The sequence below is a fragment of the Chthonobacter rhizosphaerae genome, assembly GCF_013839525.1.
GTDB classification, from domain to species: Bacteria; Pseudomonadota; Alphaproteobacteria; order Rhizobiales; family Pleomorphomonadaceae; genus Chthonobacter; species Chthonobacter rhizosphaerae.
The window spans coordinates 39,985-60,128 of sequence record NZ_JACDIS010000009.1 but is presented as its reverse complement, the minus strand read 5'-3'; the positions used below and the strand labels follow the sequence as shown (position 1 = coordinate 60,128).

The window sequence follows — 20,144 nt, the reverse complement described above, 5'->3', positions numbered from 1 at the left end:
AGTCCTTTCTACAAGAATGCGCGAACCGATTTGTTCCGCGCGGGGGGATATTATGGACAAGAGCTTCGACAACGCCTCGAACGTTAACGCTCATGGCCACGACACCTCGGTGGCCGACCTGCAGTCGAGCCTTGGCGTCGACGTGTCGCCTGCCCCGAAGGGCGCCCAGAGCTTCGACGTCGTCGTCGAGGAGGCGGGCCGGCATGAGATCCTGATCCGCTACGCCAACGGCTGGCCGACCAGCCGCGCGGTGGACCTGGTCCTGGCCGGCGGCAAGCCGGAGTCCATCACCTTCCCGTCGACCGGCTCCTGGTCCACGGCGGCGGTCCTGTCCATCCACCTGGACCTGCCGTCCGGCGCGTCCAAGCTGGTCTTCAACGGCCGGAACGGCTCCGGCGCCGACATCCTGGACCTGACGGTGAACGACCAGACGCCCGCCGCCGGCCTGCCGGGCGGGATCGGCGGCGACGGCGCGTCGCTCGAAGTCGCCGCCATCGCGGCGCTCGCGCTGATGACCGTAGCGCAGTCCGAAGCCTCCGCGCGGCCCGCGCCCGACGACGCCGCCACCCTCGACGACCCGGACACCTCGGTGCCCCCGGCGTCCGACGACCAGGCCGGCGATCCGTCCGGCGACGGCGAGACGACATCGTCGATCGCCACCAACGACCCCGCTCCGACAGACGAGCCGACGACTGACGAAGCCGGTGACGAGGCCACCTCGTCCGGCTCCCGCCCGGCGCAGATGGTCGCCCGCTCCCTGCCTCCGGTCGAGGAGATCGAGACCCTTTCGGTGGAGGAGCCGCTCGACAGCGACACCGCGATCGCCGACGCCTCCATGACGCTCCTCGCGGTCGAAGCCGAGGCGACGGCGGCCCTGCCGATGCGCCTCCAGGCGGAATCCGCCGTGCGCGGCAATTCGGGCACCGGTTCCATCGCGACCACGCCCACCATCGTGTCCGTCGGCACGGCGACCGGAGCCGACGCCGCCAACGCGGACGCCGCCGACGGCGACTCCTATGTGGATTTCAGCGGCCTCAACGGCGACTTCAACAACGGCGCCGGCGAATACGTGGAGTGGACCTTCACGGTGGACGCGGCCGGCGCCTATGACCTCGCCTTCGGCTACGCCTTCTTCTCCGCCGGCGTCGCGAACCGTCCGATGCGGCTCGACGTCAACGGCGCTCTCTGGGACCGCCTGTTCGACATGCCGAACACCGGCGCGAACACCACCTACCGGGAAGTCTGGACGCGCGTGGAGCTTCAGGCCGGCGAGAACACCATCCGCCTGACCTCGAACGGCTACAGCGGCCCGAACATCGACTACCTGGACGTCCGCGCCCCCAACCCGGACGTGTTCGTCTTCCAGGCCGAGGATCTCGCCCCCGCCGCCACGCCCACCACGTCCCTGGACGCCAACCGCCCGATCACGCCGGCGTTCATGGCCGCCAAGAACGCCGTCACCACGTCCGACGAGACCTTCCGGGTCGGCGCGGAGGGCGAGGCCTACCTCGACTGGGGCGGCGCCGCCGCCTTCGCGGACTTCACGGTCGACGTGGCGAGAGCCGGCACCTACGCGGTGAGCATCACCTACGCCAACGGCAGCAACGCCGGTCGCCAGCTCGAACTGGTGGACGCCCAGTCCTCCGCGCTCCTCACCACCTTCCAGTTCAGCCCCACCGCCTGGTCGGCGCCCGCGCGGCTGCCGCACGACATCACCGAGCTCGACACCGCGCCCGGCACCAACGACGCCAACCCGACCACCATCGTCAGCGGCTGGGAGGCCTGGACGACCGAGACGCGGCTCGTCACCCTGCCTGCCGGCACGACCACCCTGCGCCTCACCTCGCTCGGGTCCCAGATCACCGGCCCGAACATCGACAAGATCGTCGTCGCGCTGGACACGCCGGCCGACGTGAACGAGGCTCCGACCGCCGCCGCGGTGCAGGCCTCCACCGCCGAGGACGCGTCGGTCGTGATCGACCTCTCCGGCGCGATCGCCGATCCGGACGCGGGCGACGCGCTGACCATCACCGCCAGCGTGCCCGCCGCCCAGGGCACCGTCGCGGTGAACGGCGCCAGCCTGGTCTTCACCCCGGCCGCCAACTTCAACGGCACCGCCACCATCAGCTACACCGTCAAGGACGCGGCCGGCCTGACCGCCTCCTCCACGGCCACCGTCTCGGTCTCGGCCGTGAACGACGCCCCGACTCTCACCGGCTCCCTGGCGGCCGCCACCCTGCCGTCGACGGGCGGCACGGTCGACCTGACCGGCCTCGTAGCCGCGGACGTGGACGGCGACGCCCTCGCCCTCGGCGTGCGCGCTCCGGCCGGCGGCACCCTGCCGGTCGGCATCACGGTCGTGAACGGCGCGCTCAGCGTGGCCGGCACGGTCGCGCCGGGCACCTATGCGGTCGAGGTGTTCGCCACCGACGGCACGCTCGCCTCCGCGGGCGTCCCGCTCAGCGTCACGGTCGAAAGCGCCCCGGTCCCCGATCCGTTCACCCAGATCCTCATCCAGGCGGAATCCGCCACGCTGTCGCTGGTGGACAGCACGCCGGAGGACTCCGACACGGCGATCCGGACCCCGCGCAACCCGGAGACCAACCCGACCCTGCCCACGGGCCTGCGCCCCGGCTTCAGCGGCAGCGGCTATCTGGACTTCGGCAACACCGCCGGCGACAAGGCGACCTACACCTTCACGCTGCCCACCGGCGGCACGTTCGACGTCCATTTCCGCTACGCGTCCAACAGCCTGCGGCCGCTCACCTTCTCGGTGGACGGCGGCGCCGGCCAGTCCATCCCGTTCGCCGCGACCGGCACCACCGTGTCCGGCCCGACCGAGGGCTTCAACAACTGGGCGGTGATGAAGGTCACCCTCACTCTCTCGGCCGGGGCCCATACGTTCGCGCTCGCCATTCCGGCCGGCGCCACCACCGGCCCGAACATCGATGCCATCGCGATCACGGCCGTCGGCGCCACCCCGGACTTCTCCGCGCCGAACGCGCTGCCGGTCGTCACCGGCGACGCTTTCACGGTCACCGAGGGCGCGCTCGCCGTGGGCGCCCTGACCGCCACGGACCTCGACGGCGACCGGGTCACCTACAGCCTGTCGGCCAACCCGGCCACCGACAACGCCCTCTTCGCCATCGACGCCAACACCGGCGCCCTGACCTTCAAGGCGGCCCCGGACTTCGAGGCGCCGGCGGACGCGGACAACGTCTACACGGTCGAGGTCCTCGCCTTCGACGGCACCGCCAGCACCACGCGGACCGTCACGGTCACCGTGGCGAATGACACGGCCGACGACGTTCCGGTGGTCGACAACACCGCCCCGGCGATCACCAGCGAGCCCGCCTTCACGGTCGCGGAAAACACCACCGCCGTCGGCGCGATCGTCGCGACGGATCTCGACGGCGACACCCTCACCTACAGCCTGACCGGCGCCGACGCCGACAAGCTGACCATCGGGGCGGACGGCACCCTTTTGCTGAAGGCCGGCGCCGACTTCGAGACCATGTCCGACGCGAACGGCGATGGCGTCCTCGAAGCCACCGTCACCGTCTCCGACGGCGCCGCCAGCGTCACCCAGGCGATCACCGTCACCGTCGTCGACGCCAACGAGGCGCCGAGCTCGATCGCCCTCTTCGGCCCGCGGACCGTCTCGGAGGCGGCCGCCGCCGGCACCGTGGTCGGCACCGTCTCGGCGGTCGATCCGGACGCTGGCGACAGCGTCAGCCTCGCGGTGGACGACGCCCGCTTCGTCATCGACGACACCGGCCGGCTCGTCGTCGCCGAAGGCGCGGTGTTCGACTACGAGAGCGAGCCCACGATCGACGTGGTGATCACCGCCACGGACGAGGCCGGCCTTGCGAGCACCCGGACCGTCACCCTCCAGGTCGGCGACGTGGCCGAGCCGATTCCGCCGACCGGGATCGTCTTCTCCCCGGCGACGCTCACCTCCTACAGCAGCCAGGACGGCGGCGCGGGCGCGAGCGTCACCGACGCCGGCTCCACGCTCATGCTTGCCGGCAACCTGTGGAAGCGCGCCCCGATCGGCAGCACCTACACCATCACGGCCGACACCAAGCTCGTCGCCACGGTGACCCTCGGCGCCTCGCTGTCGGAGATCGTGGCCATCGGCTTCGACGACGACAACGCGCCGTTCGAGACGGCGGACCGCTCCGTCTACCAGCTGTTCGGCACGCAGGGTCAGTCCACGTTCGTGGACCTGCGCCAGGGCGCGACCGGCGTGCCCGGCCAGACCGTCACCGTGACGATCGACCTGTCGGCCCACGCCGGGAAGACCATCTCGTCGCTGGTCTTCGTGGCCGACGACGACGTCGCCGGCAACGGCCTCGGCTCCGTCAGCTTCAGCAACGTGCAGCTCGTGGAGGAGAGCGTCGCCGAAACCAACCGCGCGCCGGTGGTGGTCGGCGGCGGCATCGCCGACCAGGTCCTGCCCGAGCGCTCCGCCCTCGAGATCGACCTTCCCTTCGTGGACGCGGACGGCGACGCCCTGACCTACACGGTCACGGTCGTCGACGGCAGCGGCAACCCGGCCGCGGGCTTCTCCGGCCTCGTGGTCGAGCAGGGCACCCTCAAGGGCATCCTCGCGGCCGCCCCGAGCCCCGTTCCCTACACGGTCACCGTGACCGCCAGCGACGGCAAGGGCGGCACCATCTCCACCTCCTTCGATCTCACGGTCGAGGACGTGAACGAGGCTCCCGAGGTCGACGCGGGCGTCGCCTACGAGCCCTATCTGGCCGCCGTCGGCCAGGAGATCGAGGGCATCGATCTCGCGAGCTTCGCCGAGGCCTTCTCCGATCCGGACGGCGACTCCCTCGTCCTCACGGTGGAGGATCTGCCGGCCGGCCTGACGCTCAACGAGGAGGGCGTCATCGTCGGCACGCCGACCATGCCCGGCGAGACCAGCTTCACCGTCGTCGCCACCGATCCGAACGGGCTTCGGGCCGAGCTGACCATCGACTTCATCGTCGAGGGCCCCGCCGCCGGCGACACCATCACGGTCGAGGCCGAGGCCTTCACCGGCCTTCCGAGCGCGACCGCCTTCTATGCGGCCGCCCTCCCCGGCGCGTCCGGCAACCAGGTGATCCGCACCAACGCCAGCCAGTCCGCCGCCGTCAGCACCAACCTGGCGCAGAACGGCGTGATCGAGGGCTGGTACGAGGTGTCGATCACCGTCTATGACGAGACCGACGGCAACTCCACCTTCTCGCTCTCCATCGGCGACACGGTGCTCGCCTCGAACCTGTCGTTCGACGCCAACGGCGCCTTCGTGAACCCGGGCCAGCCCCGCGGCGACGGCGGACAGTCCGGCAACCTGAAGGTCATCACCTTCACGACGCCGGTCTACGTCGACGCCTCCAGCGTCGCCACCCTCACCGGCCTGTCCAACGCGGGCGAGTTCCTGCGCATCGACAAGCTGACCTTCACCCGCACGGAGGCGGCCGAACTGCCGCCGACCGCCCCGGTGCTCACCGGCGGCGCCGTCACCGAGAACGTCGCCGGCGCCGTGGTCGGGACGCTCTCCGCGCTCGATCCGGACGGCTCGGCGGCCGGGCTGACCTTCTCCACCGCCGACGCCCGCTTCGTCATCGACGGCGCGACCCTCAAGCTCGCCAACGGCGTCAGCCTCGACCATGAGGCCGGCGAGACGGTGAACGTCGCGGTCAGCGTCACCGACGCCGAGGGCCTGACGACCACCGGCACCGTCTCGGTCGCCGTCGGCGACGTCAACGAGGCACCGACCCTCGCGGCGGGCGCCGCCATCGACGACGTGGCGATCGTCGCCGGCACCGCCGGCGTCGTGAACCTCGCCGCCGAACTCGGCGCCACCGATCCGGACGGAACGGCCGTGACCTACGTGGCCCGGCTCGCCGACGGCTCGCCGCTGCCGGCCGGCATGACGGTGACGAACGGCCAGCTCCAGATCGCCGGCACCCTGCCGGTCGGCACCTACAGCGTGGTGGCGCTCGCCACCGACGGCGCGCTGACCTCGCCCGAGGTGGGCTTCACCGTCACCGTCGGGGCGACGCCGGCCTTCACGCCGATCGTCATCCAGGCGGAATCCGGCGTGATCACCTCCTTGGACAACGGCGCCAACGCGACGGTCACGACCATCCGCGACCCGTCCAACCCGGAGACCAACCCGAACCTGCCGACCGGGCTGCGGCCGGACTTCTCCGGCACCGGCTACGTGGACTACGGCGACACGGCGGGCGACCGGCTCACCTACACGGTGACCGTCTCGCAGGCGGGCACCTACGACTTCAACGTCCGCTTCGCCTCCAACACCGCCCGCCCGCTCGACCTGGTGGTCAACGGCGGCGCGCCGACCACGCTCGCCCTGCCGGCCACCGGCACGAACTCCACCGGGCCCGCCGAGGGGTTCAACAACTGGGCCTTCTTCACCGTCCCGGTGACCCTGCAGGCCGGCGCGAACGTCTTCTCGCTCGCCATCCCGGCCGGCGCCACCACCGGCCCGAACGTGGACCGCATCGAGATCACCGCGCTCGGCACCGGCCCGATCGGCGCCGACGTCTCGGCCGACGCCGATGACCAGCCGCTCTTCCTCTCCGGCCCGGTGGGCGAGCTGAACGAGACCGAGGCGGCCTCGATCAACTTCAACATCGCCGGCGTCGACGACGACATCGTCAAGGTTGAGGTCAGCTTCGACGGCGGCGCCACCCGCGTCACCGTGCTGCCGGATGCGGACGGCGACTTCACCGTGGACGGGTCCGCCCTGCCCCCGGGCACTCGGACCGCCACGGTGATCGTGACCGACGAGGCCGGCAACACGGCCGAGACCGGCATGACCATCGTCATCGCCGACGACGAGCCGCCGGTGGAGGACTTCTCCGTCACCGTGCAGGCCGAGACCTTCGCCATCCAGGACGTGGAGGCCGTGGCCGGTACGCCGGCCGACACCGTCGCCCGCACGCCCACCAACAAGGAGCCGCTGGCGACCGCCGCCAACAGCGGACCGGGCCTCGCCTTCGACCAGTTCGGGCTCCGGCCCGGCTACGAGGGCAGCGGCTATCTGGACACCGGCAACGACGTCGGCGACAGCGCCTCCTTCACCATCACGGCGCCGTCCGCCGGCACCTACCAGCTGACGATCCGCTACGCCAACGGCGGCGCCACCGACCGTCCGATGACGGTCAGCGTCGGCGGTGTGCAGCAGACGGTCCCGTTCTCCTCCACCACCCCGGCCGGCGCCACCGACGGCTGGTCCACCTGGGGCGAGGTGACGATCGACGTTGAGCTCGCCGCCGGGCCGAACACGATCAGCTTCACCAACCAGATCGCCAACGGCCCCAACATCGACGAGGTGACGGTCAGCCGCGACGGCGACCTGCCGGGCGAAACCCGCGACCTGATCCGCTTCGAGGAGGTGGTGAAGATCAACTTCCAGCCGGCGCCGGGCCAGACCTTCCAGGGCCTGCCAAACGGCTTCGTGACGCCCGCCGGCTACCTGGCGGACATCGGCGCCGCCTACGGCGACCGGGGCAACGGCTTCAGCTACGGCTGGGTGACCGAGGCGAGCGTCGCGGACGGCACGGCGAACGGCACGACGCCGACCGCCCAGCCGGCCAACGCCCACTGGTACAAGAACACCGTGCCGGGCGCGTCCGACCTGCAGAAGACCTACGCCCACTTCGAGTATCCCGGCGCCGGCGCCAGCGGCTCCCGGGCCTGGGAGATGGCGCTGGAGAACGGCACCTATCAGGTGACGCTGTCCATCGGCGACACCGCCGGCGCGTTCGACAGCAACTACGTGGTGAACCTGGAAGGCCAGCGGGCCATTCCGACCTGGGTGCCGGCCAACCCGATCGACGGCACGCAGACCGGCGGCGGCTTCCGCTCCACCCTGGTCACCAAGATGGTGACCGTCACCGACGGGCGGCTGACGATCGACTCGATCGGCGGCACCAACACCGAGATCCAGTACATCGAGGTGGAGCGCGTCCCGGACCTCACCCCGGGCGACGGCCGCACGGCGGACCTGGACTACTCCTTCTTCACCGCCCCGGTGGCGGCGTCCCTGGAGGACGGCCAGGTGTCGATCGCCCTCGGGCCGAACGGCGAACTGCCGGTCGACATCGACCCGACCTCCAGCCTCGTGGTCGGCGTCAATCTCCAGGCCGACGGCAACCGCGGCCCGAACATCGCCTACGTGGAGGGCATCAAGCTCGTCGAGACCCTCACGGGGGTGGAGGTCGAGATCGACGTCCAGATCAGCGGCGGCGCCGACTCGCTCACGATCCGGCCGCTGCAGCAGCTGAAGGAGAACACCAGCTACACCCTGAAGGTGCAGGACGTGATGGACCTCGGCAGCGTGGAGAACCCGGACGGGGCGCTCCTCCAGTTCCAGGACCTGACCACCACGTTCGTGACCGGCACCGCGCCGGTGGACGTGCCGCGCGAGGTGGCCTTCACCACCACCACGCTGCTCGACGGCTTCAACGACGGCGCCGGCGGCTACACCTCCATCGAGTTCGGCCCGGACGGCAAGCTCTACGTCGCCACCATCACCGGCGAGGTGCACCGCTGGACCGTGAAGTCCGACGGCTCGATCGACAAGGCCTCCCAGGAGACCCTGTCGCTCGACTACCTGGACGCGGGCAGCGCCGGCCGCCGCGGCATCGTGGGCTTCGCCTTCGATCCGGAGGATCCGAACACGATCTGGATCACCGACAACGCCCCGATCCCGCGCGAGGCCAAGGCGTTCAACACGCCGGAATTTTCCGGCCGGGTCAGCAAGATCACCCTCGGCACGGGCGGCTCGTTCGAGAACGCCACGGCGGAGACCTACATCACCGGCCTGCCGCGCTCGGGCGGCGACCACCTGACCAACAGCCTGGAATTCCGCCCGAACCCGGCCTTCGGCCAGGCCGGCGAGCCCGAATACCTGCTCTACCTCAGCCAGGGCTCCAACTCCGCCGCCGGCGCGCCGGACAACGCCTGGGGCAACCGTCCCGAGCGCCTGCTCAACGCCGCCATCCTGGAGATCGACCCCACCCGGGACGCCCCGGCCGGCGGCTTCGACGTCCGGACGGAGCCGATAGACCTGGACGACACGCCGACGACCAGCTTCCCGCTGTCGCAGTTCAATGCCGACGGCACTTATCCGGGCATGTACAACCCGTTCGCCCAGGACGCGGTGCTGAAGATCTACGCCACCGGCGTGCGCAACGCCTATGACCTGGTCTGGCATTCCAACGGGCAGCTCTACGTCCCGACCAACGGCACGGCGTCCGGCGGCAAGACCCCGCAGGATCCGACCCAGCCGGGCCTCGACACGGTCATCAGCAACTCGCCGAAGCAGTACGACTATCTCTTCACGGTCGACGAGGGCGGCTACTACGGCCACCCGAACGTGCTGCGCGACGAGTACGTCCTCAACGGCGGCAACCCGACCTCCGGGCGGGATCCGAACGAGGTGGTTGGCGGCAACGACGGCAACCCGAACACGGACGGCTACCAGACCGGCGTGCAGACCGACCCGGACTACGACCTCGATGGCGTCTACAACCTCGGCTACAACCAGTCGCCGAACGGCGCGACCGAGTACAAGGGCAACGCCTTCGGGTCGAACCTGAAGGGCGCCATCCTGTTCGCCCAGTTCTCCACGGGCGACAACGTCCGCGTCATCAAGGTGGACGCGGAAGGCAAGATCATCGGCGACGACGTGCTGCGCCGTCCGGACGGGTCGGTCATCAACAACTACATCGACCCGCTCGACATCATCGAGAACCCGGTCACCGGCCAGCTCTACCTGATGACGCTGAACCGGGGCACCGGCGCCAGCCAGCTGATCCTGCTCACCCCGGCGCCGGGCGGCGTCACGGCGGACATCTCGGCCGACGCTGACGGCAACCTCGCCATCCTGGCCATCGACACCGACAACCCCGCCCAGGCGGTGTTCCAGGTGAACGGCCTCGACGACGACATCACCGCCATCCGGGTGCAGTTCAACGACGGCCCCAAACAGACGGTGGTGCTGAACGCCCAGAAGCAGTTCACCGTGGACCTCGGCGCCCTCACCGGCCAGGTGACCGCCAAGGTGGAGGTCACCGACGACGCGCTCAACACGGCCACCGCCAGCGTGGTGTTCACGCCCGGCGAGGACCCGTCCGAGCCGGAGTACGTGACGCTCCTCACCATCCAGGCGGAGGACCGCACGCCCGCCGACGGCACCGCCGTCACGGTCGCCACCGGGGTCAACGCGCAGATCCAGATCCGCGACGCCTCGAACCCGGAGACCGGCACCACCGGCCTCGTCAACGGCCTGCGGCCCGGGGCCGTCGGCACCGACGGCAACACCGACAACACGGACGGCGTGCCGGGCGGCTATGCGGATTTCGGCGCCACCAACGCCGACTTCATGACCTTCGCCTTCCAGGTGTCGGCCGATGACGCCGGCGCGGCCATCCTGCGCTTCCGCTACGCCAACGGCAGCGACCCCGCCGGCACGGGCGGCGGCGTCCGGCCGCTGCAGGTGGAGGTGAACGGCACGATCGTGACGGTCAATCCGTTCCCGCCGGCCGCCGGCGCCACCGCCGACGCCCGCTGGGCGACCTGGCTGACCGTGGAGATCCCGGTGACCCTGGCCGCCGGCCAGAACACCGTGACCCTGCGCTCGGTCAACGCCACCGGCCCGAACATCGACCAGATGGAGGTGCTGGTGCCGGCGGACGAGCCGTCGGTCCCGAACGACGGCGAGGTGGTCGTCGACGGCGTCACCTACGTCCTCTACGAGGCGGAGAACGCCGTCCGCAGCGGCGCGGCCGCGGTCATCACCGAAGACCGCGACCAGTCCGGCACGGGCTTCGTGGACTTCGTCGGCCCGACCAACGAGACCCTCACCTGGACGATCGAGGTGGACGCGGCCGGCTCCTACGGCATCGACATCCTCTACGCTCTCGCGACCACCAAGACCGCGCGCCCGATGACCCTCTCGGTCAACGGACAGGTGGTCGAGACCCTGCCCTTCCTGCCGAACAGCAACGCGGCGGAATCGGTCTGGGGCGCCCAGAAGGCCGTCCTCGCCCTGGCGGCGGGCGTCAATACCATCACGGTGACGGCGCCGGGCGGCGTGGGCCCGAACGTGGACGGCCTGCGGGTCACCCGCGATCCGGTCGAGGCGTTCGAGCCCGACCACGCCGACATCGTGGGCTCCGGTCGCATCGAGCTGGAGGCGACGGACGGGTCCGCGAACGTGGTCAGCGGCAGCGCGGTGGACTTCTACTTCACCGTCGCGGCCGACGGCATCTACAAGCTGGACGTCGCCGCCAACACCGGCGCCGCCAACGGCCAGGGCCTCACCTGGTTCCTGAACGGGGTGGAGCTCGACGAGAGCGACTTCCCCGGCACGGGCGCCGCGGGCGAGGAGTCCGTCTACGCGACCCTGCAGGCGGGCGTGCAGTACCAGCTGCGCATCGTCTCCGACGCGCCGGGCGCCAACGGCATCGACTACCTGGACCTTTCGCCGGCCCCGGGCAACGCCAACGCCGACATCGCGGTCCAGAGCCTCGATCCGGCCTACTTCGACGACCGTCTGCACTTCTCCTTCCTGGAGAACCCGGTTCAGGACGGCGTCACCCGGGACTTCAAGGACAGCGGCACGGTGCGGATCTCCAATACCGGGACCGAGCCCCTCACCGTCCTGGAGGTGGATCTGGACGGGCCGTTCAAGCTCGCCAACCCCACCGCCCTCGACGGCCTCACCCTCGCGCCGGGCGCCGTCCTGGACGTGGAGGTGCTGTTCGACCGGGCGGCCTACACCCCGCCGACCGGAACGGCGGCGCAGATCGACGCGGCGAGCTCCGTCTTCCAGGGCAAGCTCGTCATCCGCACCAACGACGCGGACTCGCCGGTGGCCGAGGTGGACCTCGCCGGCTTCTGGCAGCGCGTGCCGGAAGGCGGGCAGGAGCCGAACGTCAACGAGATCTGGCGCATCTTCGGCTTCGGCAACGTGATCGAGGGGCTCACCACCCGTGGCGGCGGCGAGAACTCGGTGCTGAGCACCGACGACGTCTTCGCCAAGACCGACGAGACGGAGGTGCTGTCGCCCTACTGGCGGATCGCGGACGGCTTCACCGCCGCCAAGATCACCCAGATCGCGGCCTTCCACGGTCCCGGCGGGGCGACCATCGGCATCCACAACCCCGGCAACAAGGGCGCCGGCGTCACCTTCTGGAACCATGAGGGAACGGACAACCAGCGGCTCCTGCCGAACACCGGCAACGACACGAGCTTCTCGACCCGCACCTTCACGGCCAACGACATCCCCGACGGCTGGACCGGCGCCGACGCGTTCGGCATCTCGGTCGCCGGCCTCTCCACCGACCCGCGCCTCAACCCGCGCGGCGACGTGGAGGTGCCCGGCGCCCAGCAAGGGCACACCGTCAAGGTGTTCCAGGCCCTGGACGCCGACGGCAACGTGATCCCGAACGTCTTCCTCGGGGTCATGGACTACACGGGCATCAACTACGACTACAACGACAACCTCTTCATCATCGAGGGCGTCCAGCCCGTGGGCTTCGGCCAGGAGATGGTGGTGTCGGGCCTCGACGACGCGGCGGCCGACGACCGCCTGGTGTTCACCAGCATCGACAACCCGGTCAACGCCACCCAGGCGTTCCGGAACGAGGCGGTGATCACCATCACCAACAGCGGCTTCGGCCCGCTGACGATCCAGGGCATCGACGTCGGCAACCCGGCGGCCTTCCAGATCGTCGGGACCGTGCCGACCCAGATCGCGGCCGGGGCGAGCGCCCAGGTGACGGTCCGGTTCATCGGCACCCACGCCGGGACGGGCAGCGGCGCCGACCTCTACAAGTCGACGCTGACGATCCGCTCCGACGACATGGACGGCCCGCAGGTCATCCAGCTGGCCGGCCTCGCCCAGGAATTCTCCGAGAACGGCTCGGAGCCCACCGTGGCGCAGATCGTGGAAGCCTTCGGCTACGGCACCGACATGGCCCAGGGCGAACTCGCCGGCGGCGGCGTGGTGGAGACCATCGGCGACGAAGTCCTGATGCCCTACCTGCAGAAGCTGGACGGCGCCAGGCCGGTCGAGATCATCCAGATCGCGGCCTTCCTGAACCAAGGCAACGTGGCGCGCCTCGGCTTCCACGGGCTGAACTCGAGCGCGGTCAACAACCTCTTCGCCAACGACGACCAGCAGGGCCAGACCATCCTGCCGGACCAGCTGGTGGCGGGGGCCGGGTCGGGCGCGACGGTCGCCCGGGGCGTCATCAACCAGAACGGCCCGTTCGGCCTCTTCATCTCGGTGGACGGCCGGCCGACCTACTCGTCCTGGTCGGACCCGGAGGCCAACCGGATCGACCCGAATTTCGGGCAGCTGGTCGGTGACGACCAGGGCCACCTGATCCGCTTCTTCCAGGCGCTGGACGCCGACGGGGAGGTGATCGAGGGCACCTACATCGGCATCCAGGATTACCCGGGCGCCGGCAACTACGACTACAACGACCACATGTTCGTCATCAAAAACGTCAAGCCGTTCACCCTCGGCCAGGCGTTCGACGCGGACGGGAACGGGGTCAACGACGCCATCGAGGACGACGGCGACAACGACGGCACGGTCGACTTCTTCGACCCGGACACCGATCCGGTGGATCCGGGCGGGGACAACCGCGGCGCCTTCGTGCTCGGCGTCAACTTCGGCGGCGGCGCGATCGCCAACGACCCGGTGCTCGGGGTGCCGCTGGTCGGCCAGTCGGATCCCCGCGTCGTCGTCTCCGGCAGCGTCAACACGGCGCCCGGCACGGACGCGGCGTCGAACCCGAACGGCGCCAACGCCACGGCGGGCTCGGCGTTCAAGACCTACGAGGACGGCTCCAACTGGACCGCCGCCATCTCGGTCGCGAACGGCACCTACGTGGTGGTGATCCACACCCAGGAGACCTACTGGAACGCGGCCGGCCAGCGTCAGTTCGACGTGTCGGTCAACGGCCAGCCGGTCATCACCAACCTCGACCCCTTCGCGGTGGCCGGCGGCGACAAGCCGATCGCCGTGGAGACCGTGGTGACGGTGACCGACGGCAAGATCACCCTCAACCTCAGCGCCGACATCGACAACGCGGCCCTGAACGCGGTGACCATCTACCAGTACGATCCGCCGGGCGACGACCAACGGCCGGTCTCGGGCACGCCGTTCGTGGTCGACGCGGACGGGGTCACGATCGACGCGTCCAACTACGACCTCGGAGGCCAGGGCGTCGCCTACAACGACGCGGCCGGCCTCCAGGGCGGCACCAACGGCGGGCGCGCCGGCAGCGACGTCGAGGCCACCGCCGGCGGCGACATCGGCTGGATCGAGGCCGGCGAGTGGCTGGAGTACACCATCGACGTGGAGACGGCGGGTCGCTACGACCTCAGCCTGCTCCTCGCCAACGCGGCCGGCGCCGGCCGGTCGGCGGTGGTCAGCTTCTTCCGCCCCGGGGAGACGACGGCCTACGCCACCAGCGGGTCCATCGCCAACCCGACGACGGCGAGTTGGTCCACCTTCGCCAGCCGGTCCGGCGGCTCGGTGGCCCTGGAGGACGGCGAGCAGGTCGTCCGCGTCACCTTCGCGGGCGGCAGCCAGGACTTCCGGTCCCTCACCCTCACGCCGACGGTCGTGCAGACGCCCTTCGGCGGGACGGCCCCGACCTTCTCCAACGGCACGCTGACCGTCGACGCGACCAACTTCGACAACGGCGGCCAGGGCATCTCCTGGAACGACAATCCCGGGCTCGACGGCGGCACCGCCGCCACGGTCCGGCCGGGCCGGGACGTGGAGTTCGTCGGTTCCCAGAACGACATCGGCTTCGTGAAGCCGGGCGAGTGGGTGGAGTACACGGTCAACGTTCCGACCGCCGGCACCTACACCTTCGCGGCCCTCGCCAAGACGCCGGTGACCGGGGCGACCATCGCGGTCTCCCTCGCGGGCGGCGCCCAGCTCGGGACGCTGACGCTCGCCGACGGCCACGCCGGCGGCAGCAACTTCGACAGCGCCGCCTTCCAGCCGACGGCCGGGATCGGCATCCCGCTCTCGGCGGGCCTGCAGACCCTGCGGCTCACCTTCAACGGACCGCTGGCGTCCAACGGCTACGTGCTCGACCTGCGGTCGTTCACGCTGACCGCGCCGGCCACCCAGACCCCGTTCGGCGGCACCGCTCCGGTGCTCGACGACGACGGCCTGACGGTGATGGCGACCGCCTACGACAACGGAGGCCAGGGCGTCGCCTACAACGACGCCGCCGGGCTCCAGGGCGGCACCAACGGCGGCCGCGCCGGCAGTGCGGTGGAGGTGACGCCCACCGGCGCGGTCGGCTGGGTCTCGAACGGCGAATGGCTGGAGTACACGATCAACGTCGAAGAGGCGGGGCGCTACCTCCTCTCCTTCTCGGCCGCGATCGGGGAGACCAGCGGGCCGAGCCGGTCCATCACGGCCACCTTCACCAACGGCGGCTCTGTCGAGACCGTGACCGTGGCGACGCCCCTCACCGGCACCTGGACCAACTTCCAGACCACGCCGGGCGTGGCGGTGGACCTCGACGCCGGCCAGACGGTGGTGAGGCTGACGTTCAACAACGGTCCGCAGGACCTGATGAACTTCCGCCTCCAGCCCGCCCCGGCGGCGCAGATCCAGGCGGCCCTCTTCGACGGGTCCGCCGAGGAAGGCCTCCTCTTCGCCGCCGCCGCCGAACCGATCGACGAGCCTCTGGACCCGGTCGACGCGCCGGCGCCGGAGACCCCGGCGGACGACCCGGACATCCAGTCCCTGGACCACGTGTTCGGCTTCGACCTGATGGTCTGACGCTCAAGGATGCCGCCCGCTCCCGCGGGCGGCATCCTCCGTTCAAGCAGCTCGTCAAGGCTGTCCGCCGGCATTAACCGGTCCTTCACCTTCTCCTTGCTCGGCCTGACACATTCAATTTTAGATAAGTTCAGAACAACAGGCGGGGGAAACCATGCGTCCTTCAACCCGAACCATGACGGTTGCCGGAGCGATCCGGACATGCCGGTCGGCGTTTCTGTCCATCTTCATCGTCAGCGCCGTCCTGAACCTCCTGATGCTGACCGGCCCGCTGTTCATGCTGCAGGTCTACGACCGGGTGCTGGCCAGCGCCAGCGTGCCCACCCTGGTGGTCCTGTCCGGCATCGCGCTCGGGCTCTACGCCTTCAGCGGCCTCCTCGACATCCTGCGCTCGCGCGCCTTCGCGCGGATCGGCACCCGGGTGCATGCGGCCCTCGCCGCCCCCGTCCTGACGGCCAACATCCGGATCCCGATCCTCGCCGGCCAGCGCGCCGCGGGCGTCCATCCGGACCGGGACCTGGACGTGGTGCGGCGCTTCCTCGCCTCGCCCGGGCCGGCGGCGATCTTCGACCTGCCGTTCATGCCCTTCTACTTCCTGCTGGTGTTCCTGTTCCACACCTGGCTCGGCGTGATGGCGCTCGGCGGCGGCGTGCTGATCTTCGCGCTGGTGGTGGCGAACGAGTTCACGGCGCGCGCCCCGACCCGCGAGGTCGGCCAGCGGACCGCCGCCCAGTCGAAGCTGTCCGAGACCGCGCGCCGCAGCGCCGAGGTGGTGACCGCCATGGGCATGCGCGAGCGCTTCGCCCACCGCTACGGCCAGCTTCTCGCCGAGACCTACGCGGCGCAGGAACGCTCGTCCGACCGCTCCAACTTCTACTCCTCGCTGATCAAGCTGCTGCGGCTGGTGCTCCAGTCCGCCATGCTCGGCCTCGGCGCCTACCTGGCGATCCGCCAGGAGATCACCCCGGGCGTGATGATCGCCTCGTCCATCATCATGGCCCGCGCCCTCGCGCCCATCGAGCAGGCGGTGTCGCATTGGCCCGCCTTCGTGGCTGCCCGGCAGGCCTCCGGCCGGCTCAACCAGGCGCTGAAGCAGGCCGACGGCGACGCCGGCACGGCCGATCTCCCCCTCCCCCGCGCGGAGCTCACGGTCGACCAGCTGGCCACCAGCGCGCCCGGCGAGCCGATGGTCCTTCTCCAGGGCGTCGGCTTCGCCCTGAAGGCCGGCGACGCGGTCGGCGTCATCGGCCCGTCCGGATCCGGCAAGACCAGCCTGGCGCGCGCCCTCGTCGGCGTCTGGCCGGCGTTGAAGGGCGCCGTCCGGCTGGACGGCTCCACCCTCGACCAGTGGACCGAGGCCGATCGCGGCCGGTTCGTCGGCTACCTGCCCCAGGACGCCGAGCTCTTCGACGGCACCGTGGCGGAGAACATCGCGCGCTTCGACCCGAACGCCGACATGGCCGCCATCGTGGAGGCCGCCCGCCTCTGCGGCGTGCACAAGCTGATCGCCAAGCTGCCCGACGGCTACAACTGCCGGGTCGGCGAGGGCGGCGCCCGCCTGTCGGCCGGCCAGCGCCAGCGGCTCGGCCTCGCGCGCGCCCTCTACGGCGCCCCGTTCCTGATCGTGCTCGACGAGCCCAATTCCAACCTCGACGTGGAAGGCGAGCAGGCCCTCGCGGCCGCCATCGCGACCATGCGCCAGCGCGGCAGCATCGTGGTGGTGGTCGCCCACCGAAAGAGCGCGCTCGCGGCGGTCAACAAGGTGCTCCTCATCCAGAACGGTCAGCAGGCCGCCTTCGGCGACCGCGACGAGATTCTCTCCAAGGTCGCCCTTCTCCCCGGAGCCGCGACCCAGACGGAAGGCTACGCCCATGCGGTATGAGATCCTGGAACGCGCCGTCGAGCGGTCGCTGCGCAAGCAGCTCGCCACCGCGCTCCTCGTCTGCGTCGCCCTGGTGGGCGGGGCGGGCGGCGTGGCCGCCTATGCGGAGATCGGCGGGGCCGTGATCGGCTCCGGCAAGATCGTCGCGGAGGGCCGCGCCAAGCACATCCAGCACCCGGACGGCGGCATCGTCTCCGAGATCCTGGTGGGCGAAGGCCAGGAGGTGCGCGCCGGCCAGGTGCTGTTCCGCCTGGACGGCACCCGGGTCGAGGCGAGCGTCGCGGTCCTGCGCCGCCAGCTCGACCAGCTTCAGGCCCAGGAGGCCAGGCTCCTCGCCGAGCAGGCGGGTCGGGGCGAGATCGTCTTCCCGCCGCACATCGCCGCCGCGACGGACGAGCCCACGCGCCTCCTGGTCGAGGGCCAGCGCGCCCTCATGGCGGCCCGCGCCGCCACCCGCGAAAGCCGGAAGGCGCAGCTGACCCGGCAGATCGCCCAGTACGACGAGCAGATCACCGCCTACCGGGCCCAGCAGGACTCCATCGGAGAGAGCCTCGCCCTCCTGGACGACCAGATCGAAGACTTCACGGCGCTGCAGGAGAAGAAGCTGATCCTGGAGAGCCAGCTGTCCGCCATCCGCCGGGAACGCGCCTCGCTTCTCGGCAGCCGGGCCGCCCTCGCGGCCAGCATCGTGGAGGTTCAGCAGGCGATCACCCAGACCGAGCTGCAGCGCCTGCAGGTGGACGAGGAATTCCTCCAGGCGCTCCTGACCGAGCTCGACCAGAAGCGCACCGACATCGCCCGCCTCTCGGAGGAACTGGTGGCGGCCGTGGACCGGTCCAGCCGGCTGGAGATCCGGGCGCCGCTGGCCGGCCAGCTGCACGAGCTGATGCTCCACACGATCGGCGGGGTAGTCTCCAGCGGGCAGACCCTCGTCAGCATCGTGTCCACCGAGGAGGGCCTCATCGTGGAGGCCCGGCTCGCCCCCAACGACGTCGACCAGGTGTCCCCGGGCAAGACCGCGCGCGTCCGCCTCGCCGGCCTCGACCAGCGCGTCACGCCGGAACTGTCCGCCCACGTCCTCGACGTGTCCCCGGACCTCAGCTCGGACCCGCAGACCGGCCAATCCTACTACGTGGCCCGGCTCGACGTGTCCGACGACCAGTTCCAGACCTTCAAGGACGTGCTCCGGCCCGGCATGCCGGTCGAGGTCTTCATCGAGACCGGCATGCGGTCGGTCCTCTCCTACCTGGTGAAGCCGATCACCGACCAGGTCGCCCACGCCCTGCGCGAGGGGTGAGCGCAGAGCGCGGCGACGCCCCAAAGCGACGCGACCCGCGCCTATTCCGGCAGGGCATAGGCGACGAGCGCGTCGCCGATGGGCGTCTCCATGAAGTGGTGCCCGCCGGCCATGATGACGACGAACTGCCGGCCGCCGACCTCGTAGGTCATCGGGGTCGACGCATTCTTCCAAGGCCTGGCGCCCGCCATCCGGGCGATTACCGGGCCGGAGATGGCCGAATGTACCTGATCGGTAAACGCATTCGACCTCTGATCTCCAAGACCGAGGCCCATCAGTTCAGCATGACAAGTAAATGCGCTCATATGCCTGAAAGCATCACTCAGCGGTGCCGGAGCGCACAAACACCAGGACTCGCTCGGAGGAGCTGTCTATCAAGAGATCAAAACCCTGGTCGAGAAGCCCTTTGACAATCCCGCTGATTACATTGTTTCCGGTTATATGAGGGTGGAACTCTACACTCATGGCGCGCACGTGAGAGGGGAAAGTCGTGTCTAGAACCTGAGCTTCAGCCCCTTCAATATCAATCACGAGCACCGTTGGATGTAGCTCGTCGAGAACAGTAGACAATGCATGCTGCTGAACATTTATCTTACGCTGTTCAGCTGAATTCCGGAGGAAACCAGATGATGACTCAAAAGATTGATCATTGACGAAAAATTCCACTAAGCCGTCTTGAGCGCCGATGCACGCAATCCGGGGGCGGTAGCTGAATCCATTTGCCTCTGCGACTGCAACGATTGACTTTTCAAGGTTCGGATTTGCTTCGTACACGGTCAGGTTCGCGTCATCTTCCAGAAGAGAGGCGATGCTCGCGGAGACAATTCCCACTCCGGCTCCGATTTCAAGAACTATGTCATCCTTGCGAATAATGCCTCCCAAAGCGCGTCGTTCTGGTCCTTCGTACGTTCCCAAGTAGACTCTTCGACGTGTTTTCTCAAGTTCGGCAGTTGCCGACAAAGGAACGACGATTTTTCCCAATTTCGCCTTCTCGGGCCGCCTTAAAGACAGATTTGCATAAAGGGCATGATTCTTTAAATCTTGATATACTCTCCCAAGCATCACGTCCAACCTTTCAAGCGCTTGTCTGCTGGTCGACAGTGCGCGACCAGAAC

4 protein-coding genes are annotated in these 20,144 nt (G+C 69.7%); 3 read left to right on the top strand and 1 reads right to left on the bottom strand.

The window, feature by feature from the left end; all coding sequences use genetic code 11:
- Positions 1-52: 52 nt before the first annotated feature.
- From HND91_RS16290 to HND91_RS16280, 3 genes are all read left to right on the top strand, one after another.
- Complete coding sequence (locus HND91_RS16290; protein WP_181707662.1) at positions 53-15,850, top strand: carbohydrate-binding protein; 15,798 nt, start codon at positions 53-55, stop codon at positions 15,848-15,850.
- A 175-nt stretch (positions 15,851-16,025) separates the two neighbouring features.
- The gene (locus HND91_RS16285; RefSeq protein ID WP_246329530.1) at positions 16,026-17,732 is read left to right on the top strand and encodes a type I secretion system permease/ATPase; all 1,707 of its coding nucleotides are present in this window, start codon (positions 16,026-16,028) and stop codon (positions 17,730-17,732) included.
- Positions 17,722-19,029: an HlyD family type I secretion periplasmic adaptor subunit gene (locus HND91_RS16280; protein ID WP_181707660.1), complete on the top strand. Its 1,308-nt coding sequence runs from the start codon at positions 17,722-17,724 to the stop codon at positions 19,027-19,029. Before HND91_RS16285 ends, HND91_RS16280 begins: the two co-directional genes overlap by 11 nt.
- Positions 19,030-19,347: 318 nt before the next feature.
- Here HND91_RS16280 and HND91_RS16270 read toward each other — a convergent pair whose 3' ends face one another.
- Complete coding sequence (locus tag HND91_RS16270; RefSeq protein ID WP_181707659.1) at positions 19,348-20,010, bottom strand: FkbM family methyltransferase; 663 nt, start codon at positions 20,008-20,010, stop codon at positions 19,348-19,350.
- Between the last annotated feature and the right edge of the window lie 134 nt (positions 20,011-20,144).